Genomic DNA, 22931 nt, shown 5'->3' with positions numbered 1-22931 from the left:
GACGGGGAGGGGGAAAAGATTACAGACTGCCGGCCGGGCGCGAACGCGCCGCAGACGTTAACGTTCGTCCCGTTTTGCGTCCATCCAGCGTTTCCAGACGCATCTGGAACGGCGGGAACGGCATATCAATACCGTGCTCGCGGAAGCCTGCCAGGATCAGCTGGTGGATCTCATGGCGCAGCGGCATACGGTGCCCCATCTCCGCGGCGTAGATACGCAGCTCGAAAATCTGGATCCCCTGCTGCAAATCCACCAGGAAGACTTCCGGTGGCGGGTTGTCGATCACCAGAGAACAGCGTTCCGCAGCGGTATAGAGGATCTGGGTTACCTCTTCGCTGTTGGCATCCGACGGTGCCGGTACGGTCAGCACCACGCGCGTGACGGAGTCAGACAGCGACCAGTTGATAAACTGCTCGGTGATGAACGCCTTGTTCGGCACGATGATCTCTTTCCGGTCCCAGTCGCTGATGGTGGTTGCGCGGGTATTGATCTTGGTAACGCTGCCGGTTAAATCGCGAATAGTCACCGTATCGCCAATGCGAATCGGCTTTTCAAACAGAATGATCAGGCCGGAGACGAAGTTGGCAAAGATCTCCTGCAAACCGAAGCCGAGGCCCACGGTCAGGGCGGCGACCAGCCATTGCAGCTTTGACCATTCGATCCCAATCATCGAGAAGCCAACCAGCCCACCAAACAGCATGATTAAGTATTTGGTGATGGTGGTGATCGCATAGCCCGTGCCGGGGGTTAAATCCAGATGCTGCAACAGCGCCAGCTCCAGCAGGGCCGGGAAGTTACGTATCAGCTGCGTGGTGATGATCAGCACCAGAATCGCAATCAACACGGCGCCTAAGGTGATTGGCTCAAGGCTTTCCACTCCCTGCACCGTAGAGGTTACATCCCATAAAGAGATGTTCTCCAGGAAGCCAAACGCGGAGTGGATTTCCGACCACAGGAAGATAACCGACAGCAGGGCGACCAGCATGAGAATGGAGCGCACCAGCCGCAGGGACTGGGTGCTGATGGCATCCAGATCCAGTTCGACTTCATCTGCGTCCGTCGCCCCCTCGGTACTGTTAACGTGGTTCGGCTCTTCTTCGCCGCGCGCGCGCTGGGCCAGGATTTCCGCACGACGGTGTTTGGCACGGTCAAAGGCCAGCCGACGCCGCTGGATCAGCATGCCGCGGCGGATAACGTGGTACACCACCAGCAGCAGGAACCAGATCGCAACCGACGTTTCCAGACGGGCGAGCAGCGCCTGCGCCGTGGCAAGGTAACCGACGGCCGCCGCCAGCATCGCCGCCAGCGGCGCGCCGAGCAGCAGGTTCCACAGCAGACGGTTAAACATGTTATCGCCAGTGCCGGACTTATCGAGATAGAGCGGGATCCCGGCGCGCTTCAGGCTGAGCGTCACCACCGCTAGCGCCCCGCAGATCAGCATAAAGCACAGGCGCCCCAGCGATCCGGAGAACTCCCGGTCATTGAGGTTATCGAACATGATCAGCGCCATAATCAGCGGCACAATCAGCCCGATACTCATCAGGTAGTAGCGCATCGCCCGCGCAACGCGGTTTCGCGGCCAGCCAAAGTGGGCGATAAACAGACCGTTTGGCCGCGCGAACGTGGCGCAAATCATCACGACCCACAGCAGCGGCACGGTGGCGGTCACGCCATCACCAATCGCGACGGCGAGCGGGTAAGGCCAGGCTTCGCGCAGGCCGTATCCGAGCGTCATCCATAGCACCGGCAGCGGAGACGCAACCAGAATCGACCAGAACACCGTGCGCAGCGTCAGCCAGAAGTGGTCCTGGGTCACTTTCCCCACCCGGGCGCTGGAGCGCTCAAGAAAACGGGTGAAGTGGCGACGGGAATATATGCTGAAGCCCACCAGAATCAATGCCCCCAGCAGCGGGAAGATGGTTTCCTTGCTGGTAATCATCATCACGCTGGCGAGGCCCAGCTGGCTAAAGGTGTCGAGCGAAATGAGGCGGCGCAGATCCTGCACGATCTCAATCGGCCAGGCGAAGGTCATCGGCCGCACGTCAGACGTCCAGAAGAGATAACGGTGCGTCGCCTCGTTCACCTCTTTCAGCGCGTCCTCCAGCTGGCTATTGGAAACTTTCAGCTTGGTCAGCTCCAGGATCAGCGTATCGCCACCCTGTAGCAGAGAGTTCAGCAGCTCACGCTGGGTGCGCAGCTGCGCTTCCAGAATACGGCTCTGCTCGCCGGTGAGCGGCTTCCCGTCGGCCTGACGGATCTGGCGGATTTGCGGCTGCTTGTTGAGAAGATCTTCATAGTGCAGGCGCTGAACGCGCAGCTGCGCCATTTCGGTATCAAGCTGCTGCGGTTTTGGCATCTCCGGCAGGCGAGCAACCTGGGCGCGTAACGCCTCGCCGAGCAGGTTCGACGCGCCAAGCCACTGGGACTGCTCGCGCAGCGTGTTGAGCGCCTGACGAACCTGGAGCGTCTGATTGGTGGCCTGACGCTGCTGCGACGCGACCAAATCCATTCGCTGCGCCTGCTGATTCAGCGCGGCGGAAAGCTCGCGGTTAACCTTAAACTGATCGACGATGCCGGCGGGCAGGTTTGCGCTGTTTTCGGCCAGCAGCTCGGTGCTCTCCAGCGCACGTTCAGCTTCACGCTGACGCTGGCTGTTGAGGTGATTTCTGAGGGCCTGGAGATACGCGTCAAGCTGCTCGCTCTGCTTTTGCGCCAGCTCGGAGCGCATACGCGACAGCTCCTGGCGGTTATTAGCGGAAAGCTGCGCCAGCTCAAGCTCATCGACCAGCGCTTTGAGTCTGGCGGATTCCGCCTGTAGCCCAAGATTTTGCGCCTGGTTTTGCGGCGTGCTGCCTGTCTGCGCCCCGAGACGGCGTTCCACCTCGTTCAGCTGACGGCGGGCATCGGTCTGCTGCTGCGGAAGCTGGCTGAGCGAGTCGGCAATTTCACGCGCCCGCTCCTGCTCCTGCTGCGCCTGGCGGCTTTTTTCCAGAAGCTGGCTGCTGACCTGGAGGATCTCCTGGTTCAGCGCCTCGGAGGTCATGCCTGCCGGGACTTCGCGTGGCTCATCGCGCAGGTTAGTTAACTGCGAACGCAGGGTCTGTGAGAGTTTAGGGAAATTGTCGATAACCTGCTGATACTGCTGCGCGCGCTCGAGGGAGCCTTTCCGCTCCTCAAGCGCGTTCAGTGCAGACTGGAGTGACTCAACGGCCTCCGGCTGAGCGGGTTTCGCCGCCTTTGCCTGCTCCAGCTCCTGGGCTATCTGTTTGGCGTCGGGGGCCGTCGCTGCGTACGCCCCCATGCTGAGGCACCAGGCCATCAGTAATACGATAATCGGGCGCACGTCAGCGATCCTTCTGTTGTTAGCCTTCGTCTTTTTTGTCGTCAACCAGCGGGCTGGCGTCGTGTTCGGCTTTGATCTCTTCTTCAGACAGCGGCGCAGGCTCTGCATCCGGCGTCACGAAGGTTTCGGTAGAGATTGCCAGAGGCTGGCCGAGTTTGGTCACTGACAGGCTCTTAAGCTCATCAACCAGGTTAACTTTGCCCGGTGCGAACAGGTTTATCACCGTTGAGCCCAGCTTGAAGCGGCCCATCTCCTGGCCTTTCAGCAGGGCAACGGAGCCTTCTGCTTCACCGGCAGGCCACGTCCAGCGCTTGATCACGCCTTCGCGCGGCGGCGTAATGGTGCCCGCCCAGACGGTTTCGATGCTGCCTACAATGGTCGCACCCACCAGAATCTGCGCCATTGGGCCAAATTCAGTATCGAACAGGCAGATGACGCGCTCGTTACGGGCAAACAGGTTAGGGACGTTTTGCGCCGTCAGGTGGTTTACGGAGAACAGATCGCCCGGCACGTAGATCATTTCGCGCAGGATACCGTTACACGGCATATGAACGCGGTGGTAGTCGCGCGGGGAGAGATAGGTGGTGGCGAACGTACCGTTGCGGAACAGGTCCGCCATCAGGTAGTTCCCGGCCAGCAGCGCTTCGAGGCTGTAGTTATGGCCTTTCGCCTGCAAAATTTTGTCGTCTTCAATTTTACCAAGCTGGCTGATCACCCCATCCGCAGGCATGACCAACACGTTAGGGTCGGTATTCAGCGGGCGCACTTCGTCGCGCAGTGGGCGCACGAAAAATTCGTTAAACGTGCGGTAGCTGGCCGTATCCGGCTTCTGCGCTTCCTTCATGTCGACCTTGTAGTATTTCACAAACAGATCGATGACCAGTTTGGTCAGCCAGCCCGCTCGTTTGCTCGCGCCCCAGCCCGCCAGGCGAGTGAGCCACAGTTTCGGCAGAATGTATTGAAGCGAAAGTTTAAATGAGTTTAACAAGGTAGCCTCCAGGTCATTGTTTTGTCGTTCCTGATCCGGCAGCACGCCGCCGGAACCTGAAAAAAGGGGACGATTTTAGCGACGCTTAGCTTAGTTGTCAGTTATCAGAATCAGAAAAGTTTTTACGCGTTTTTACCTGGTCCATGCTTTCGAGAATACGGTGGTAATTTTCGAAACGGGTTTCCGCAATTTCACCGTTCTCTACCGCTTCGCGGATTGCGCAGCCCGGATCGTTGTCATGTTTACAGTCGCGATATTTGCAAGCGCCTAAATAGTCATGGAATTCGACAAATCCGTTGAAGATTTGTTCCGGCTCAAGATGCCAGAGACCAAATTCACGCACGCCCGGAGAGTCAATCACGTCGCCGCCGTGCGGGAAGTGGTAGAGGCGTGAGGCGGTGGTCGTATGCTGGCCGAGGCCGGAGACGTCTGACACATCGTTAGTGAGGATCTCCTGCTGAAGGCCAAGCAGGTTGTTAAGCAGGCTCGATTTACCTACGCCGGATTGCCCTGCAAAGATGCTGATTCGGTCCGTCAGCGCATCTTCCAGCGGCTTCAGGCCATCTTTGGTGCGGCTGGAAACCATCAGTACGCGATAACCGATATGGCGGTAGATATCCATCTGCTCATTCACAAAGGCCATGGCCTCGTCATCCAGCAGATCGATTTTATTCAGGACGATAAGCGGCTCAACCTGCAAGGTTTCGCAGGCCACCAGGTAACGGTCGATAATATTGAGCGAAAGCTCGGGCAAAATCGCCGAAACGATCACAATCTGGTTGATATTGGCGGCAATAGGCTTCACGCCGTCATAGAAATCGGGGCGGGTAAGGACCGACGTGCGTTCATGTACGGCCTCAACAATGCCTTTAACCGTTACCCCTTCCGCTGCCGCTTTGCCTGGACGCCAGACCACGCGGTCACCGGTAACCAGTGAACGGATGGTGCGACGGATATTGCAGCGGTGGATGTTCCCGTCGGCGGATTCGACATCGGCGTGCATACCGAAGCGGCTAATCACAACGCCTTCTGTCGCTTCGCCAAACAGGTTGTCGTCGTAATCGGGCTTCTCCGTAGTGGTTTTAAGACGGCGCTGGTGATTGGCGTTCACGCGGCGCTGCTGCCCTTTGGAGAGTTTATTTTTACTCAATCGCGCTGGCTCCTGGTCGCCCGTAGCGGGCAAAACCTCTATGATACACTCTAATTAATACTAGTTAACCTGCTACTGCCGGTTATGCGAGAAGGGTGGAAAATAACATGAGCGCGGACGAAAATAACCTGATTTGGATCGATCTGGAGATGACCGGGCTGGATCCCGAGCGCGATCGCATTATTGAGATCGCCACGCTGGTCACCGATGCTAACCTCAATATTCTGGCGGAAGGCCCAACGATTGCGGTGCATCAGTCTGATGACCAGCTTGCGCTGATGGATGAGTGGAACGTGCGTACCCATACCGGCAGCGGGCTGGTGGAGCGCGTGAAGGCCAGCACCATGGGCGACCGCGAAGCGGAGCTGGCGACGCTTGAATTTCTTAAGCAGTGGGTGCCCGCAGGAAAATCGCCTATCTGCGGCAACAGCATTGGCCAGGATCGTCGTTTCCTGTTTAAGTACATGCCGGAGCTGGAGTCCTACTTCCACTACCGCTATCTGGACGTGAGCACCCTGAAAGAGCTGGCCCGCCGCTGGAAACCGGAAATTCTCGACGGCTTCAAAAAGCAGGGGACGCACCAGGCAATGGACGACATCCGCGAGTCTGTTGCGGAGCTGGCGTACTACCGCGAAAACTTTATTAAGCTGTGATTTTGCGATCCGGCGCCTTGCGCGGCCGGGTTTTTGTCGTTAAATTGTTCAGCTTGCCGATTAAATAAGCACTTGAACTTAATTTCGAAAAAATCGCTTTGAGGGGGGTTGCAGCTAAACGGATTTCTCGTATAATGCGCCTCCCGTAACGACAGAGAATTACACGTTACGACAGCAACAAAAGCAGTACAGATTTGCGGGAATAGCTCAGTTGGTAGAGCACGACCTTGCCAAGGTCGGGGTCGCGAGTTCGAGTCTCGTTTCCCGCTCCAAAATTTGAAAAGTATCGCAAGATACGCCAGCACCAGAACACCCAAGCGGGAATAGCTCAGTTGGTAGAGCACGACCTTGCCAAGGTCGGGGTCGCGAGTTCGAGTCTCGTTTCCCGCTCCAAATTTTTACTTCTTATCAAAATCATCCACAGCGAGTTTCGTCGTTGGGGACATCTTTCGTTGTATCTGAAATACTCTTGTAAACAGAGTTATCCACAGAAAAGTCGCTTAACCAGAACCGTTCAAAAAGTTAGCAGGGTGAATGAAATTCTCCTAACCGCATGAATTATATTAATAAAATTTCATGTCAAAATGTTATTGAGATCACTTGACCTGTTTGCTAAGCCTGATGGCGCCTGCGTTCTTATTTTTATTCACAGGCTGTGAATATATCACGCATCCCGCGGAAGCCCTTTTTCAATGACCCTGACCAGACGCTGTTTTTTCGGTAACTGCACCTCGACCACGCAGGCATTTCGCTTCTCGATTTGCTGCGCAATCGCCCATTCTATGTGTTCATCGAGAAGTGGGTGCTCACCTCTTCGGCTTTCGAGCGCCTGAATATTCGCTTCATCCCACGGGGCATTGCCCAGCGCGACGGCCACATTTCGCAGCCAGCGCAGATGGCCGATACGACGAATGGCGGAACCTTCCGTCACTTTCAGGAACCAGGCTTCGGTCCAGGCAAACAGCTCGATTAACGGCGGAGCATGTAACGCCTTGCGTGGGCTAAAATCTTCTTCGTCCGTCAGCTGTGAATAGCGGTTCCACGGACAGATCAGCTGGCAGTCATCACAGCCGTAGATGCGGTTGCCGATAAGCGGGCGGAATTCCTCCGGAATAGCCCCTTCCAGTTCGATCGTGAGGTAGGAGATACAGCGACGCGCATCAACGGTATACGGCTCAACGATAGCGCCCGTTGGGCAGATGGTCATACAGGCCACGCAGCGCCCACAGCCTTCTTCCACCGGGCCGTCTACCGGCAGCGGTAAATCAATCAGCAGCTCGCCCAGGAAAAAGAACGAGCCCGCGTCGCGGCTTAAGATAAGTGAGTGCTTACCTGTCCAGCCAAGCCCGGCTTTTTCAGCAATTGGACGTTCCAGAATAGGCGCAGAATCAACAAAGGGTCTAAAATTCAGCGAAACACAGTGCTGCTGAATGGTTTCCCCGAGCTTTTTTAGGCGGTTGCGCAGAAGCTTATGGTAATCACGCCCCAGAGCGTAACGGCTGACGTAGCCCAGAGAGGGATTTTTTAGCGTACGCGCAAAGGCCGCACTGGCGGGAAGATAGTTCATGCGTACGCTAATGACGCGTAACGTACCCGGCAAAAGCTCGTGAGGGCGGGCACGCATCATGCCGTGACGCGCCATCCACTCCATTTCGCCGTGATATTGTTTATCCAGCCATGCCTGTAGCTTAGGCTCGCTGGCAGAGAGATCGGTGTCGGTGATACCGACCTTCTGGAAGCCCAGTTCAGCGCCCCACTGTTTTATTTTTTGCGCTAATTCATTGAGATCGAGGGGCTGTGACATGACGGACCATACTGTGAAGAAAAACCCCGCAAGTATACCACATTCCATCTGGCATGCGGATGACCTCCGACGCGCCGAAAAAGAGGCCGCAGACAGCCTGGGCATCACCCTTTATGAACTGATGCAGCGCGCGGGCGAGGCGGCGTTCAACGTTGCGCGCATGGCCTACCCGGATGCTTCGCATTACCTGATATTGTGCGGGCACGGCAATAACGGTGGCGACGGCTATGTCGTGGCTCGTCTGGCGGTGGCGGCGGGGCTGCGCGTCACCCTGCTGGCGCTGGAGAGTGATAAACCGCTGCCGGAAGAAGCCGGTACGGCGAGAGAAGCCTGGCTGAACGCCGGGGGCGTTATTCACGCGCCTGATATCGCCTGGCCCGATGACGTGGACGTGATTGTTGACGGGCTGCTGGGAACGGGACTGATGCGCGCCCCTCGCGATAACGTCGCCGCCCTGATTGCGCGCGCCAACGCGCATCCCGCTCCGGCGATTGCGCTGGATATTCCCTCCGGCCTGATGGCGCAAACCGGCGCGACGCCGGGAGCGGCGATCGAGGCCGCGCATACCGTGACCTTTATCGCCCTGAAGCCGGGCCTGCTTACCGGCAAGGCGCGGGACGTGGTGGGTATCCTGCACCACAACGCGCTGGGGCTGGAAAACTGGCTGGCGGGGCAGGAAACCCAGCTTTCCCGCTTTGATGCCTCTCAGCTTGCACGGTGGCTGCCGCCGCGCCGGCCCACGTCCCATAAGGGCGACCATGGCCGGCTGGTGATAATTGGTGGCGATAGCGGTACCGCAGGCGCGATTCGCATGGCCGGAGAAGCGGCCCTGCGCAGCGGTGCCGGTTTAGTGCGCGTGCTCACCCGCAGCGAAAACATTGCGCCGATCGTTACCGCGCGTCCGGAACTGATGGTCCACGAGCTTACCCCGCAGTCGCTGGAGGAGAGCCTCGAATGGGCGGATGTGGTGGTAATTGGCCCCGGGCTCGGGCAACAAAGCTGGGGTAAACAGGCCCTGCAAAAAGTCGAGAACTTTCGTAAACCGATGCTGTGGGACGCCGACGCGCTTAACCTTCTGGCAATAAATCCGGATAAGCGTCACAATCGCATTCTGACGCCACACCCCGGCGAAGCCGCGCGGCTGCTTAACTGTAGCGTGGCAGAAATTGAAAGCGATCGCTTACTTTCTGCCCAACGTCTGGTAAAACGTTACGGAGGTGTTGCCGTTTTGAAAGGGGCGGGAACCGTCATCGCAAGCGATGACGCCGTGGGCATTATTGATGCCGGTAATGCAGGCATGGCGAGCGGCGGCATGGGCGATGTGCTCTCCGGCATCATTGGCGCATTGCTCGGACAGAAACTTCCCCTTTATGATGCAGCCTGTGCTGGCTGCGTGGCCCACGGTGCGGCGGCTGACGGGCTGGCTGCCCGTTATGGTACGCGCGGTATGCTGGCCACCGATCTTTTTTGCACGCTGCGGCGTGTTGTTAACCCGGATGTGATTGACGTAGAAAATGACTAATCGAGCAATTCCTTTACCTGATGAACAAGCCACTTTAGATCTCGGCAAGCGCGTGGCGCAGGCCTGTCAGGGGGCGACCGTCATTTATCTGTATGGCGATTTAGGCGCGGGTAAAACAACCTTCAGCCGCGGTTTTTTGCAGGCGTTAGGCCATAACGGGAACGTAAAAAGCCCGACCTACACGCTGGTAGAACCGTACACGCTTGAAAATATCATGGTGTACCACTTTGATTTATATCGTCTTGCGGATCCGGAGGAGCTGGAATTTATGGGGATCCGCGATTACTTTGCCAACGACGCCATCTGCCTGGTGGAGTGGCCGCAACAAGGTGCGGGTGTGCTGCCTGACCCGGATGTCGAAATTCACTTAGATTACCAGGCACAAGGGCGTGAGGCGCGCATCAGTGCGGTTTCCTCATCAGGCTGTTCCTTACTGGCGCGTTTAGCCGGTTGAGCGTAGGGATAACGGGATGATTAATCGCGTTAAAAGTTGGGTGTTGGCTGCCACGGTACTGTTGTGCGCGCAGGCCGGGGCGGCAAGCCTCTCGGATATTCAGGTGTCGAATGGCGATAGCCAGGCCCGCATTACGTTCAGCTTTATGGGCGATCCTGAATATGCTTTTTCACAAATCGACAGCCGCAGCGTGGCGCTCGATATTAAACAGTCCGGGGTGATCCAGGGGCTGCCGCTACAGTTCAGCGGTAATAATCTGGTGAAAAGCATCCGTTCGGGTACTCCGAAGGATGCCCAGTCTCTTCGCCTGGTGGTTGACCTCACCGAAAAAGGCAAAACGAAGGCGGTTAAGCAGCAAAACGGCGCGAATTATACGGTGGTCTTCACCATCAATGCCGACGTGCCGCCACCGCCGCCACCACCGCCGCCTGCACCCGTTGTGGCAAAGCGCGTAGAGGCACCGGTTTATACCTCACGACCGTCTGAGCCTGCCCGTAATCCGTTTAAATCACAAAATGACCGTCTTACCGCCGTGACCAGCAGCAACACGGTGACGCGTCCGGCGGCCAGCGCGCGACGTACGCCAGCTAGCGGCGATAAGGTGATTATCGCCATTGACGCCGGACACGGTGGGCAAGATCCCGGCGCGATTGGCCCGGGCGGCACGCGTGAGAAAAATGTCACCATTGCCATTGCCCGCAAGCTGCGCGCGCTTCTGAATGACGATCCGATGTTTAAAGGCGTATTAACCCGCGACGGGGACTACTTTATCTCCGTGATGGGACGCTCGGACGTGGCGCGCAAACAGAACGCTAACTTCCTGGTCTCGATTCATGCGGACGCAGCGCCGAACCGTAGCGCCACCGGTGCGTCCGTGTGGGTGCTGTCCAACCGTCGCGCCAACAGCGAAATGGCCAACTGGCTTGAAGAGCATGAGAAGCAGTCGGAACTGTTAGGTGGGGCAGGCGATGTGCTGGCAAACAGCCAGGCCGATCCGTATCTCAGCCAGGCAGTGCTGGATTTACAGTTCGGTCATTCTCAGTGCGTCGGGTATGATGTCGCCACTAACGTACTCAATCAGCTGCAAAGCGTTGGATCGCTGCACAAGCGTCGTCCGGAGCATGCGAGCCTCGGCGTGCTGCGCTCGCCGGATATTCCGTCGATTCTGGTAGAGACCGGCTTTATCAGCAATCACGGTGAAGAGCGTCTACTGGGAAGCGACAGCTATCAGCAGCAAATTGCCGAAGCGATTTATAACGGCCTGCGTAAATACTTTGAGGCGCATCCGCTTCAGTCTGCACCACAGGGCGGTGCAGCCCAGACGGCCAGTGCAGCGCTGCCGGGTGAGATGACCGCGACTAATTAAGGAGAATTCATGCCGATTCAGGTTCTACCGCCGCAGCTCGCGAACCAAATCGCCGCCGGTGAGGTGGTGGAACGCCCTGCGTCGGTAGTGAAAGAGCTGGTGGAAAACAGCCTCGATGCGGGGGCAACCCGCATTGATATCGATATTGAACGCGGGGGCGCAAAGCTCATCCGCATTCGCGACAACGGCTGCGGCATTAAAAAAGACGAGCTGGCGCTGGCGCTGGCGCGTCATGCCACCAGCAAAATTGCCTCGCTGGACGATCTGGAAGCGATTATCAGCCTGGGGTTTCGCGGCGAAGCGCTGGCCAGTATCAGCTCCGTTTCCCGCCTGACCCTTACTTCCCGCACGGCGGAACAGCAGGAAGCCTGGCAGGCCTACGCCGAAGGGCGCGATATGGACGTCACGGTCAAGCCTGCGGCGCATCCGGTAGGCACCACGCTGGAGGTGCTGGATCTCTTCTACAACACGCCCGCTCGCCGCAAGTTTATGCGAACCGAAAAGACTGAATTCGGACATATCGACGAGATCATCCGCCGCATCGCGCTGGCGCGTTTTGACGTCACCATTAACCTCAGCCATAACGGCAAGGTGATGCGCCAGTATCGCGCGGTGGCGGAAGGCGGGCAAAAGGAGCGTCGGCTGGGGGCCATCTGCGGCACGCCGTTTCTGGAAAAAGCGCTGGCTATTGAGTGGCAGCATGGCGATCTGGCCCTGCGCGGCTGGGTTGCCGATCCGAACGCGAGCAGCGCCGCATTTGCTGAGATCCAGTATTGCTACGTTAACGGCCGCATGATGCGTGACCGCCTGATAAACCACGCTATTCGGCAGGCCTGCGAGGATAAGCTCGGAGCCGATCAGCAGCCTGCCTTTGTGCTCTATCTGGAAATTGACCCGCATCAGGTTGACGTTAACGTGCATCCAGCCAAGCATGAGGTGCGTTTCCACCAGTCGCGTCTGGTGCATGATTTTATCTATCAGGGCGTGGCCGCTGTATTGCAGCAGCAGGCCACGCCAGAGCTGCCGCTGGCAAAGGAACAACCCGAGCCGCGTCCGCTTCCGGAAAACCGCGTGGCGGCCGGACGGAATCACTTTGCCGAACCGGCGGCGGTGCGCGAGCCGTCTGCGCCGCGCTTAGCCTCGACGGGTAACGCTCCGCGACCGACCGGGGCGAACTATCCCAACGCCCAGCCGGGCTATCAAAAGCAGCAGGGAGCGCTGTACCGCAAACTGCTGGATACGCCGTCGGTAGAGCATAAAGAGCACATCACGGTTTCAACACCCTCTCTGGATGGGCATAGCCAGAGTTTTGGCCGGGTGCTGACCATCGTCGCGCCTGACGTGGCCCTGCTTGAACGCGAGGGTAAGCTAATGTTGCTGGCCCTTACCGTGGCGGAGCGCTGGCTCAAGCAGGCGCAGCTAACGCCCGGCGTGAATGCTGCCTGCGCGCAGCCGCTGCTGATCCCCGTTCGCCTGAAAATATCCCCGGAAGAAACAAGGGTTTTGCAGCAGGTACAGGCGCAGCTGGCCGAAATGGGCATCGAAATCGTACTGGACGCGCAGCATGTGACAATTCGCGCAGTGCCTTTACCCTTACGCCAACAAAATTTACAAAACTTGATTCCTGAACTGATAGGCTACCTGGCGCAGCAAACGACGTTTGATGCCGCCGATACCGCGCAGTGGATCGCCCGCCGTCTGGCCAGCGAACATTCGTCGTGGAGTGTGGCGCAGGCGATTACCGTGCTGGCGGAGGTGGAGCGTCTCTGCCCGCAGCTGGTAAAAGCGCCGCCAGAGGGTTTGTTACAACCTGTTGATTTACAAAAGGCGATGACCGCCCTGAAACATGAATGACGTAAGTAAGGCGAGCCTGCCAAAGGCAATTTTTTTAATGGGCCCAACGGCCTCCGGCAAAACGGCGTTAGCCATTGAGCTACGTAAAGTTTTGCCAGTAGAGTTGATTAGCGTCGATTCTGCCCTCATTTACCGAGGGATGGACATCGGCACGGCGAAGCCCGGCGCAGAGGAACTGCGTGCGGCACCGCACCGTTTGCTGGATATTCTCGACCCGGCGCAGGCTTATTCCGCGGCAGATTTTCGCCGCGATGCGTTAGCCGAGATGGCCGAGATTACCGCCGCGGGACGTATACCGCTGTTGGTTGGCGGAACCATGCTCTACTTTAAGGCGCTGCTGGAGGGGTTATCGCCTCTGCCATCGGCAGATCCTGAAGTGAGGGCAAAGATTGAGCAGCAGGCGGCAGAGCAGGGTTGGGACGTTTTGCACAAGCAACTGGAAGAGATTGACCCGGTTGCCGCAGCGCGGATCCATCCAAACGATCCGCAAAGGCTTTCCCGGGCACTGGAAGTTTTTTTCATTTCGGGTAAAACTTTAACGGAACTGACGCAAACGTCAGGAGACGCTCTGCCGTATCAGGTGCATCAGTTCGCCATCGCCCCGGCGAGCCGTGAACTGCTCCATCAACGAATTGAGCAGCGTTTTCATCAGATGTTGGCTTCAGATTTTGAAGCAGAAGTGCGGGCGCTTTTTGCCCGTGGAGATTTGCATACGGACATGCCTTCCGTTCGTTGTGTGGGATACCGCCAGATGTGGTCGTATCTTGAAGGCGAGATTTCATACGATGAAATGGTTTATAGAGGTGTTTGCGCCACGAGACAGTTAGCGAAGCGCCAGATCACCTGGTTGCGCGGTTGGGAGGGAGTTCACTGGTTAGACAGCGAAAAACCGCAACAGGCGTTAAACGAAGTGATTGAGGTTATTGGTGATATCGCTCACTGAATGTGTACAATTGAGGCGTATCGTGCGCAATTTTTCAGAATCGCAAGGTTCTAAGTACAAAACAAGCATATAAGGAAAAGATAGAATGGCTAAGGGGCAATCTTTACAAGATCCGTTCCTGAACGCATTGCGTCGGGAACGTGTTCCAGTTTCTATTTATTTGGTGAATGGTATTAAGCTGCAAGGTCAGATTGAGTCTTTCGATCAGTTCGTGATCCTGTTGAAAAACACGGTCAGTCAGATGGTCTATAAGCACGCTATTTCTACTGTTGTTCCGTCCCGTCCGGTATCTCATCACAGCAATAACGCTGGCGGCGGCACTGGTAGTAACTACCATCATGGCAGCAACGCGCAGGGTTCTTCTTCTCCTGCGCAGGACAGCGACGAGACTGAATAAGGTTTCGTACTGTTATCCACACGGGGAGCCAGGGATCCTGCGTTCCCCGCTGATCTTTTTAGAGAGGTTTACGCTTGTTTGACCGTTATGACGCCGGTGAGCAGGCGGTGCTGGTACACATCTATTTTTCGCAAGACAAAGATATGGAAGACCTCCAGGAGTTTGAATCTCTGGTCTCTTCCGCCGGTGTCGAAGCAATGCAGGTGATTACCGGTAGCCGTAAAGCGCCGCACCCGAAGTATTTTGTTGGTGAAGGTAAAGCAGTAGAAATTGCGGATGCCGTAAAAGCAACCGGCGCATCCGTTGTGCTGTTTGATCATGCGCTGTCTCCGGCTCAGGAACGTAACCTGGAAGCTCTCTGCGAATGCCGTGTTATCGATCGCACGGGGTTGATCTTAGATATTTTTGCTCAGCGTGCGCGTACCCACGAGGGTAAGCTGCAGGTTGAGCTGGCGCAGCTGCGCCATCTGGCGACGCGTCTGGTGCGTGGCTGGACACACCTTGAAAGACAAAAAGGCGGGATTGGTTTGCGCGGCCCGGGTGAAACCCAGCTCGAAACCGACCGCCGTTTGCTGCGTGGCCGTATTACCCAGATCCTTTCACGTCTGGAACGTGTAGAGAAACAGCGCGAGCAGGGGCGTCGTGCGCGAACCAAAGCGGACATCCCGACGGTGTCGCTGGTGGGCTATACCAACGCCGGTAAATCCACCCTGTTTAACCAGATAACCGAGGCCCGGGTTTATGCCGCAGACCAGCTTTTTGCGACCCTGGACCCCACGCTGCGCCGGATTGACGTAGCTGACGTCGGTGAAACGGTGCTGGCGGATACCGTAGGGTTTATCCGCCATCTGCCGCACGATCTCGTCGCGGCGTTTAAAGCGACGTTGCAGGAGACGCGTCAGGCAACCCTGCTGCTGCACGTGATTGATGCAGCAGACGTACGCGTGCAGGAAAACATCGACGCGGTGAATGTGGTGCTCGAAGAGATCGACGCCCACGACATTCCCACGCTGTTGGTAATGAACAAGATCGATATGCTGGACGATTTCGAACCGCGTATCGACCGAGATGAAGAGAACAAACCGATTCGGGTCTGGCTGTCTGCGCAGTCCGGGATTGGTGTGCCACTGCTTTTCCAGGCTTTGACAGAACGTCTTTCCGGTGAGGTAGCTCAGCACACGCTGCGACTGCCGCCACAGGAAGGCAGGCTGCGCAGCCGGTTTTATCAGCTTCAGGCGATAGAAAAAGAGTGGATGGAGGATGACGGCAGCGTGGGGATGCAGGTGCGTATGCCGATCGTTGACTGGCGTCGCCTCTGTAAACAAGAACCTGCGCTGGCGGACTATATCGTCTGATCAGAAAGGGGAAGCCTGAATAATTCGCCCTTGCATAACAAATATGGAGCATATACATGGCGTGGAATCAGCCCGGTAATAACGGACAAGACCGCGACCCGTGGGGAAGCAGCAATAATCAAGGCGGCAACTCTGGGGGAAATGGCAACAAAGGTGGTCGCGAGCAGGGGCCACCGGATCTGGATGATATCTTCCGCAAACTGAGCAAAAAGCTTGGTGGCCTCGGCGGAGGAAAAGGTTCTGGCTCGGGTGGCAATTCCACTCAGAGTTCGCGCCCGCCTATGGGTGGCCGCGTAGTCGGCATTGTGGCCGCTGCGGTGGTAATCATCTGGGCAGCCAGCGGGTTCTACACCATTAAAGAAGCAGAGCGCGGCGTGGTAACCCGTTTCGGTAAGTTCAGCCATCTGGTTGAGCCGGGCCTGAACTGGAAGCCGACCTTCATTGACAACGTGACCGCGGTGAACGTGGAGTCCGTTCGCGAACTGGCGGCCTCCGGCGTGATGCTGACGTCTGACGAAAACGTGGTGCGCGTTGAGATGAACGTGCAGTACCGCGTGACGGATCCAGAACGTTATCTGTTTAGCGTGACCAGTGCGGATGACAGCCTGCGTCAGGCGACCGACAGCGCCCTGCGTGGCGTGATCGGTAAATACACCATGGACCGTATCCTGACCGAAGGTCGTACCGTTATTCGTAGCGATACCCAGCGCGAGCTGGAAGAGACCATCCGTCCGTACAACATGGGTATCACCCTGCTGGACGTCAACTTCCAGGCTGCTCGTCCGCCGGAAGAGGTGAAGGCCGCGTTTGACGATGCGATTGCTGCGCGTGAAAACGAACAGCAGTACATCCGTGAAGCGGAAGCGTACACCAACGAAGTTCAGCCGCGTGCTAACGGTCAGGCGCAGCGTATTCTGGAAGAGGCGCGTGCGTATAAGACCCAGACCATCCTGGAAGCGCAGGGTGAAGTGGCTCGCTTCGCGCGTATCCTGCCGGAATATAAAGCGGCTCCGGAAATTACCCGCGAGCGTCTCTATATCGAGACCATGGAAAAAGTGCTGAGCCATACCCGCAAAGTGCTGGTTAACGACAGCAAGGGCGGAAACCTGATGGTACTGCCGCTGGATCAGATGCTGAAAGGCGGTTCTGCGCCAGCCGCGAAAGATAACAGCGGTGCGAACAACCTGCTGCGTCTGCCGCCAGCCTCGTCTGGCAGCGCCAGCGCGAACACAACGCCTTCTTCGAACGATGGTGACATTATGGACCAACGCCGTGCTAACGCGCAGCGTAACGACTACCAGCGTCAGGGGGAATAAGGATGCGTAAGTCAGTTATTGCGATCGTCGTCATCGTACTTGTCGTGCTTTATACCTCGATCTTTGTGGTGAAAGAGGGCGAGCGTGGGATCAAGTTCCAGTTCAGCAGCGTCGTGCGTGACGGCGACAAGCGTCCGGTGATTTACGAGCCGGGCCTGCACTTCAAGGTGCCTTTCATTCAGTCTGTTAAAACGCTCGACGCGCGTATCCAGACCATGGATAACCAGGCCGACCGTTTTGTGACTAAAGAGAAGAAAGACCTGATCGTTGATTCCTATATTAAATGGCGTATCAGCGATTTCAGCCGCTACTTCCTGGCAACAGGCGGCGGCGACGTTTCTCAGGCGGAAGTGCTGCTGAAGCGTAAGTTCTCTGACCGTCTGCGTTCCGAGATTGGTCGTCTGGATGTGAAAGACATCGTGACCGACTCCCGTGGCCGACTGACGCTGGAAGTGCGCGATGCGCTGAACTCCGGTACCGCGGGCACGGAAGACGAAGTGGAAACGCCAGCAGCGGATGATGCGATTGCTAAAGCGGCTGAACGCGTTCAGGCTGAAACCAACGGTAAAGTGCCGGTGATCAACCCGAACAGTATGGCGGCGCTGGGTATTGAAGTGGTCGACGTGCGTATCAAGCAGATCAACCTGCCGGCGGAAGTGTCTGAGGCTATCTACAACCGTATGCGCGCCGAGCGTGAGGCGGTAGCCCGTCGTCACCGTTCACAGGGTCAGGAAGAAGCGGAAAAACTGCGCGCGGCAGCGGACTATGAAGTGACCAAGACGCTGGCGGAATCTGAGCGTCAGGGCCGTATCCTGCGCGGTGAAGGTGATGCCGAAGCGGCGAAACTGTTTGCTGATGCATTCAGCCAGGATCCTGACTTCTACGCCTTTATCCGTAGCCTGCGAGCTTATGAGAATAGCTTCAAGAGCAACCAGGATGTGATGGTGCTCAGCCCGGACAGCGATTTCTTCCGTTATATGAAGACGCCATCCAACGCAACGCGATAAACTCAGTCTCGTTTGAGTATTCAAACCACCGCTTCGTCAGGAGCGGTGGTTTTCTTTTATAAGGATGAAAAATGAATTCAACGATCTGGCTTGCTCTGGCCCTGGTTCTGGTGCTGGAAGGTCTCGGCCCGATGCTTTATCCCCGCGCGTGGCGTCGAATGATCGCAACAATGAGCCAACTGCCGGACAATATATTGCGTCGTTTCGGCGGCGGTCTTGTGGTTGCCGGTATCGTTATCTACTACATGTTGAGGAAAACGATTGGCTGATCAAAAACTAACCGTAACTGGCATATTTTAGGGTCAAAAAGTGCTGTATATCTGAAAAAGCGATGGTAGAATCCATTTTTAAGCAAACGGTGATTTTGAAAAAAATGGGTAACAACGTCGTCGTACTGGGCACCCAATGGGGTGACGAAGGTAAAGGGAAGATTGTCGATCTTCTGACTGAACGGGCTAAATATGTTGTACGCTACCAGGGCGGTCACAACGCAGGCCATACTCTCGTAATCAACGGTGAAAAAACCGTCCTTCATCTTATTCCATCAGGCATTCTTCGCGAAAACGTCACCAGCATCATCGGTAACGGCGTTGTGCTGTCTCCAGCTGCGCTGATGAAAGAGATGAAAGGTCTGGAAGACCGTGGTATCCCTGTTCGTGAGCGTCTGCTGCTCTCCGAAGCCTGCCCGCTGATCCTGGATTATCACGTGGCGCTGGACGTTGCGCGTGAAAAGGCGCGTGGCGCGAAAGCTATCGGCACCACCGGTCGTGGTATCGGTCCGGCTTACGAAGATAAAGTTGCACGCCGCGGTCTGCGCGTGGGCGATCTGTTCGACAAAGCCACCTTCGCTGAAAAACTGAAAGAAGTGATGGAATATCACAACTTCCAGCTGGTGAACTTCTACAAAGCTGACGCTGTTGACTACCAGAAAGTGCTGGATGACGTCATGGCGATCGCAGACATTCTGACCGGTATGGTTGTTGATGTGTCCGATCTGCTGGACCAGGCGCGCAAGCGTGGCGATTTCGTCATGTTTGAAGGTGCGCAAGGGACGCTGCTGGACATCGACCACGGTACCTATCCGTACGTAACCTCCTCTAACACCACCGCCGGTGGCGTGGCAACCGGCTCCGGTCTGGGCCCACGTTATGTGGATTACGTTCTGGGTATCATCAAAGCTTACTCCACTCGCGTGGGTGCAGGTCCATTCCCGACCGAGCTGTTTGATGAAACCGGCGAGTTCCTGTGCAAGCAGGGTAACGAATTTGGCGCGACCACCGGTCGTCGTCGTCGTACCGGCTGGCTGGACGCCGTTGCCGTGCGTCGCGCAGTGCAGATTAACTCCCTGTCTGGCTTCTGCCTGACCAAGCTGGACGTGCTGGACGGCCTGAAAGAAGTGAAAATCTGCGTAGGCTACCGTATGCCGGATGGCCGTGAAGTGACCACCACTCCGCTGGCTGCTGACGACTGGGAAGGCATCGAGCCAATCTACGAAACCATGCCGGGCTGGTCTGAGACCACCTTCGGCGTGAAAGAGCGTAGTGGCCTGCCAAAAGCCGCGCTGGATTACATTAAGCGTATTGAAGAACTGACCGAAGTGCCGATCGATATTATTTCCACCGGCCCGGATCGTACTGAAACGATGATCCTGCGCGACCCGTTCGACGCATAATGATGGTTTCGCCCGGCGGCGCTGCGCTTGCCGGGCCTGAAAAAACTGTCTCAGGCCGGATATGCAACGCGCATCCGGCTTTTTCGTTCTCCTTCCCCCTTTCAGTTCAAATAAATTAGCCGCTACCTATCTGGCTGGTTTATCATCATTAATGAATATCTCTGCGGTTTAACCGCGTTTTCCCTTTTTCCTGAGGTTGATGTGCAGTTAACAAGTTTCACCGATTACGGCTTACGCGCGCTGATTTACATGGCGTCGTTACCCGATGGGAAGATGACCAGTATCTCTGAAGTCACAGAGGTGTACGGTGTATCCCGTAATCATATGGTCAAAATAATCAATCAACTTAGTCGTGCCGGATACGTTGCTGCCGTCCGCGGGAAGAATGGAGGGATCCGTCTCGGTAAACCGGCACAGAGTATTCGTATCGGCGATGTGGTACGTGAGCTGGAGCCGCTATCTCTGGTGAACTGTAGCAGCGAGTTCTGCCACATTACGCCCGCCTGTCGCCTGAAACAGGCGCTTTCAAAGGCCGTGCAAAGTTTTCTCAAGGAACTGGATAACTACACGCTGGCCGATTTGGTTGAAGAGAATCAACCGCTTTATAAATTATTGCTGGTGGAATGAAGAAAATTTCCACCGGAGCTGACAACGGAGGAACCGACATGTCACAAGATCCTTTCCAGGAACGCGAAGCAGAAAAATACGCGAATCCTATCCCCAGCCGCGAGTTCATCATTGAACACTTAACAAAACGCGAAAAACCCGCCAATCGTGAAGAACTTGCCGCTGAATTAAACATTGAAGGTGAAGAGCAAATTGAAGCCCTTCGCCGCCGCCTGCGCGCCATGGAGCGCGACGGGCAGCTGGTCTTTACCCGTCGCCAGTGCTACGCGCTGCCGGAACGCCTCGACCTGCTGAAAGGCACCGTTATAGGTCACCGCGATGGCTTTGGCTTCCTGCGTGTGGAAGGCCGTAAGGACGATCTGTACCTCTCATCCGAACAGATGAAAATGTGTATCCACGGCGACCAGATACTGGCGCAGCCGCTGGGTGCAGACCGTAAGGGCCGCCGCGAAGCGCGCGTGGTCCGCGTGCTGGTGCCGAAAACCAGCCAGATTGTGGGCCGCTACTTTACCGATGCGGGCGTAGGCTTTGTTGTGCCGGACGACAGCCGTCTGAGCTTCGACATCCTGATCCCGCCTGAAGAGGTGATGGGCGCGCGTATGGGCTTTGTGGTGGTGGTTGAACTTACCCAGCGCCCGACCCGCCGTACCAAAGCGGTAGGTAAAATCGTCGAAGTGCTGGGCGATAACATGGGCACCGGCATGGCCGTTGATATGGCGCTGCGCACCCATGAAATTCCGTACGTCTGGCCGAAAGCGGTGGAAGACCAGATCGAAAACCTGCGTGAAGAAGTGCCGGAAGAGTCCAAAGCAGGCCGCGTGGATTTACGCGATCTGCCGCTGGTCACCATTGATGGTGAAGACGCCCGCGACTTTGATGACGCCGTGTATTGCGAGAAAAAACGCGGTGGCGGCTGGCGCCTGTGGGTAGCCATCGCTGACGTGAGCTATTACGTTCGCCCGCATACGCCGCTTGATAACGAAGCGCGCAGCCGCGGCACGTCGGTTTACTTCCCGTCTCAGGTTGTGCCGATGCTGCCGGAAGTGCTTTCCAACGGTCTGTGTTCCCTGAACCCGCAGGTTGATCGCCTGTGTATGGTCTGTGAAATGACCATCTCCAGTAAGGGGCGCCTGACCGGATACAAGTTCTACGAAGCGGTCATGAGTTCCCATGCGCGCCTGACCTACACCAAGGTCTGGCATATGCTGCAGGGCGACCGTGACCTGCGCGAACAGTACGCGCCGCTGGTCAAACATATTGAAGAGCTGCACAACCTCTACAAAACGCTGGATCAGGCGCGCGAAGAGCGCGGTGGGATCTCGTTTGAGAGCGAAGAGGCGAAGTTTATCTTCAATGCCGAACGTCGCATCGAGCGTATCGAACAGACCCAGCGTAACGATGCCCACAAGCTGATTGAAGAGTGTATGATCCTGGCGAACATCTCGGCGGCACGTTTCGTTGAGAAAGCCAAAGAGCCTGCGCTGTTCCGTATTCACGATAAGCCGACCACGGAAGCCGTTACCTCGTTCCGCTCCGTACTGGCCGAGCTCGGTCTGGAACTGCCGGGCGGTAATAAGCCTGAGCCACGCGATTACGCCGAGCTGCTGGAGTCCATCAGCGATCGTCCTGACGCGGAAATGCTGCAAACCATGCTGTTGCGCTCCATGAAGCAGGCGATTTACGATCCGGAAAACCGCGGTCACTTTGGCCTGGCGCTACAGTCTTACGCGCACTTTACCTCGCCGATCCGCCGTTATCCGGATCTGTCGCTGCACCGTGCGATCAAGTATCTGCTGGCGCATGAGCAGGGCCACAAAGGCAACACGACCGAAACCGGGGGGTATCACTACTCCGTGGAAGAGATGCTGCAGCTGGGCCAGCACTGTTCCATGACCGAGCGCCGTGCCGATGAAGCCACGCGCGACGTGGCGGACTGGCTGAAGTGTGACTTTATGCTGGATCAGGTAGGTAACGTCTTTAAGGGCGTGATTGCCAGCGTCACCGGCTTTGGTTTCTTCGTGCGTCTGGATGAGCTGTTTATCGACGGCCTGGTGCACGTTTCCAGCCTCGATAATGATTACTACCGCTTTGACCAGGTTGGCCAGCGCCTGATCGGCGAATCTGGCGGCCAGACCTACCGTCTGGGCGATCGTGTGGAAGTGAAGGTCGAAGCCGTCAATATGGACGACCGTAAAATCGACTTTAGCCTCATCTCCAGCGAGCGTGCGCCGCGTAACGTCGGCAAAACCGAGCGCGAAAAGGCGAAGAAAGGCGGCAACGGCAAAGCGGGCGGCAAGCGCCGCCAGGCGGGTAAGCGCGTGAACTTTGAGCCAGACAGCGCCTTCCGTGGCGAGAAGAAGCAGAAGCCAAAGGCGGCGAAGAAAGATGCCCGTAAAGCGAAAAAACCGTCGACTAAGACCCAAAAAATAGCGGCCGCGACCAAAGCGAAGCGCGCGGCGAAGAAACAGCAGGCGGAGTAA

General features: G+C 56.8%; 18 protein-coding genes and 2 tRNA genes. 16 read left to right on the top strand and 4 right to left on the bottom strand.

Going from position 1 to position 22931, the window contains the following annotated elements; all coding sequences use genetic code 11:
* Positions 1 to 19: 19 nt before the first annotated feature.
* The 3 genes from mscM to rsgA all read right to left on the bottom strand — a co-directional run bounded on the left by mscM (position 20) and on the right by rsgA (position 5481).
* Positions 20 to 3343: a miniconductance mechanosensitive channel MscM gene (mscM, locus tag HWQ14_RS02730; RefSeq protein ID WP_176608905.1), complete on the bottom strand. Its 3324-nt coding sequence runs from the start codon at positions 3341 to 3343 to the stop codon at positions 20 to 22.
* A gap of 19 nt (positions 3344 to 3362) precedes the next feature.
* Positions 3363 to 4331, bottom strand: a complete 969-nt coding sequence (asd, locus tag HWQ14_RS02725) for an archaetidylserine decarboxylase (protein WP_176608904.1) — start codon at positions 4329 to 4331, stop codon at positions 3363 to 3365.
* A 97-nt stretch (positions 4332 to 4428) separates the two neighbouring features.
* Positions 4429 to 5481, bottom strand: a complete 1053-nt coding sequence (gene rsgA, locus HWQ14_RS02720) for a small ribosomal subunit biogenesis GTPase RsgA (RefSeq protein ID WP_176608903.1) — start codon at positions 5479 to 5481, stop codon at positions 4429 to 4431.
* A gap of 107 nt (positions 5482 to 5588) precedes the next feature.
* Here rsgA and orn point away from each other — a divergent pair, with 107 nt between their 5' ends.
* From orn to HWQ14_RS02705, 3 genes are all read left to right on the top strand, one after another.
* Positions 5589 to 6134, top strand: a complete 546-nt coding sequence (gene orn, locus HWQ14_RS02715) for an oligoribonuclease (RefSeq protein ID WP_013095280.1) — start codon at positions 5589 to 5591, stop codon at positions 6132 to 6134.
* Between the two features lie 196 nt (positions 6135 to 6330).
* Positions 6331 to 6406, top strand: a tRNA-Gly gene (locus HWQ14_RS02710).
* A gap of 45 nt (positions 6407 to 6451) precedes the next feature.
* Positions 6452 to 6527: transfer RNA gene (locus tag HWQ14_RS02705), tRNA-Gly, on the top strand.
* Positions 6528 to 6798: 271 nt separating this feature from the next.
* Here the strand turns inward: HWQ14_RS02705 and queG are convergent.
* Positions 6799 to 7938, bottom strand: a complete 1140-nt coding sequence (queG, locus tag HWQ14_RS02700) for a tRNA epoxyqueuosine(34) reductase QueG (protein WP_148421849.1) — start codon at positions 7936 to 7938, stop codon at positions 6799 to 6801.
* Here queG and nnr point away from each other — a divergent pair.
* From nnr to rnr, 13 genes are all read left to right on the top strand, one after another.
* Positions 7937 to 9460: a bifunctional ADP-dependent NAD(P)H-hydrate dehydratase/NAD(P)H-hydrate epimerase gene (nnr, locus tag HWQ14_RS02695; protein ID WP_176608902.1), complete on the top strand. Its 1524-nt coding sequence runs from the start codon at positions 7937 to 7939 to the stop codon at positions 9458 to 9460. The genes queG and nnr overlap by 2 nt on opposite strands.
* Entirely contained in the window at positions 9453 to 9914 is a 462-nt protein-coding gene (tsaE, locus tag HWQ14_RS02690; RefSeq protein WP_003855970.1) for a tRNA (adenosine(37)-N6)-threonylcarbamoyltransferase complex ATPase subunit type 1 TsaE, read from the top strand. The genes nnr and tsaE overlap by 8 nt, the downstream gene beginning before the upstream one ends.
* A gap of 16 nt (positions 9915 to 9930) precedes the next feature.
* Entirely contained in the window at positions 9931 to 11280 is a 1350-nt protein-coding gene (gene amiB, locus HWQ14_RS02685) for an N-acetylmuramoyl-L-alanine amidase AmiB (RefSeq protein WP_176608901.1), read from the top strand.
* 9 nt (positions 11281 to 11289) lie between these two features.
* The gene (gene mutL / locus HWQ14_RS02680; protein WP_176608900.1) at positions 11290 to 13134 is read left to right on the top strand and encodes a DNA mismatch repair endonuclease MutL; all 1845 of its coding nucleotides are present in this window, start codon (positions 11290 to 11292) and stop codon (positions 13132 to 13134) included.
* Complete coding sequence (gene miaA, locus HWQ14_RS02675; RefSeq protein WP_148421857.1) at positions 13127 to 14077, top strand: tRNA (adenosine(37)-N6)-dimethylallyltransferase MiaA; 951 nt, start codon at positions 13127 to 13129, stop codon at positions 14075 to 14077. The genes mutL and miaA overlap by 8 nt, the downstream gene beginning before the upstream one ends.
* A gap of 85 nt (positions 14078 to 14162) precedes the next feature.
* On the top strand, positions 14163 to 14474 hold the full coding sequence (gene hfq / locus HWQ14_RS02670) for an RNA chaperone Hfq (protein ID WP_148421858.1): 312 nt from the start codon (positions 14163 to 14165) through the stop codon (positions 14472 to 14474).
* A 74-nt stretch (positions 14475 to 14548) separates the two neighbouring features.
* Entirely contained in the window at positions 14549 to 15829 is a 1281-nt protein-coding gene (hflX, locus tag HWQ14_RS02665) for a ribosome rescue GTPase HflX (RefSeq protein WP_148421859.1), read from the top strand.
* A 56-nt stretch (positions 15830 to 15885) separates the two neighbouring features.
* Entirely contained in the window at positions 15886 to 17145 is a 1260-nt protein-coding gene (gene hflK / locus HWQ14_RS02660; protein ID WP_176608899.1) for an FtsH protease activity modulator HflK, read from the top strand.
* A gap of 2 nt (positions 17146 to 17147) precedes the next feature.
* Complete coding sequence (gene hflC / locus HWQ14_RS02655) at positions 17148 to 18152, top strand: protease modulator HflC (protein ID WP_148421863.1); 1005 nt, start codon at positions 17148 to 17150, stop codon at positions 18150 to 18152.
* A 71-nt stretch (positions 18153 to 18223) separates the two neighbouring features.
* Positions 18224 to 18421 (top strand): DUF2065 domain-containing protein, encoded by a 198-nt coding sequence (locus HWQ14_RS02650; RefSeq protein ID WP_003855996.1) that lies wholly within the window; start codon positions 18224 to 18226, stop codon positions 18419 to 18421.
* A 104-nt stretch (positions 18422 to 18525) separates the two neighbouring features.
* Positions 18526 to 19824: an adenylosuccinate synthase gene (locus HWQ14_RS02645; protein WP_032628076.1), complete on the top strand. Its 1299-nt coding sequence runs from the start codon at positions 18526 to 18528 to the stop codon at positions 19822 to 19824.
* A gap of 201 nt (positions 19825 to 20025) precedes the next feature.
* A complete protein-coding gene (nsrR, locus tag HWQ14_RS02640) occupies positions 20026 to 20451 on the top strand; it encodes a nitric oxide-sensing transcriptional repressor NsrR (protein ID WP_014882230.1) in 426 nt (141 codons plus the stop codon).
* Between the two features lie 38 nt (positions 20452 to 20489).
* Positions 20490 to 22931: a ribonuclease R gene (gene rnr, locus HWQ14_RS02635; RefSeq protein ID WP_148421865.1), complete on the top strand. Its 2442-nt coding sequence runs from the start codon at positions 20490 to 20492 to the stop codon at positions 22929 to 22931.

The sequence above is a fragment of the Enterobacter cloacae genome, from assembly GCF_013375935.1.
Taxonomy (GTDB): Bacteria; Pseudomonadota; Gammaproteobacteria; order Enterobacterales; family Enterobacteriaceae; genus Enterobacter; species Enterobacter pasteurii.
The sequence above is the reverse complement of the archived record's forward strand: the minus strand, read 5'-3'. Positions and strand labels throughout refer to the sequence as shown.

Coding starts and splice junctions, on each gene's coding strand:
- tsaE (WP_003855970.1), top strand. CDS start 9,453: ATGACTAATCGAGCAATTCCTTTACCTGATGAACAAGCCACTTTAGAT.
- orn (WP_013095280.1), top strand. CDS start 5,589: ATGAGCGCGGACGAAAATAACCTGATTTGGATCGATCTGGAGATGACC.
- hflK (WP_176608899.1), top strand. CDS start 15,886: ATGGCGTGGAATCAGCCCGGTAATAACGGACAAGACCGCGACCCGTGG.
- HWQ14_RS02650 (WP_003855996.1), top strand. CDS start 18,224: ATGAATTCAACGATCTGGCTTGCTCTGGCCCTGGTTCTGGTGCTGGAA.
- HWQ14_RS02645 (WP_032628076.1), top strand. CDS start 18,526: ATGGGTAACAACGTCGTCGTACTGGGCACCCAATGGGGTGACGAAGGT.
- hflC (WP_148421863.1), top strand. CDS start 17,148: ATGCGTAAGTCAGTTATTGCGATCGTCGTCATCGTACTTGTCGTGCTT.
- miaA (WP_148421857.1), top strand. CDS start 13,127: ATGAATGACGTAAGTAAGGCGAGCCTGCCAAAGGCAATTTTTTTAATG.
- amiB (WP_176608901.1), top strand. CDS start 9,931: ATGATTAATCGCGTTAAAAGTTGGGTGTTGGCTGCCACGGTACTGTTG.
- hfq (WP_148421858.1), top strand. CDS start 14,163: ATGGCTAAGGGGCAATCTTTACAAGATCCGTTCCTGAACGCATTGCGT.
- rnr (WP_148421865.1), top strand. CDS start 20,490: ATGTCACAAGATCCTTTCCAGGAACGCGAAGCAGAAAAATACGCGAAT.
- mutL (WP_176608900.1), top strand. CDS start 11,290: ATGCCGATTCAGGTTCTACCGCCGCAGCTCGCGAACCAAATCGCCGCC.
- nnr (WP_176608902.1), top strand. CDS start 7,937: ATGACGGACCATACTGTGAAGAAAAACCCCGCAAGTATACCACATTCC.
- queG (WP_148421849.1), bottom strand. CDS start 7,938: ATGTCACAGCCCCTCGATCTCAATGAATTAGCGCAAAAAATAAAACAG.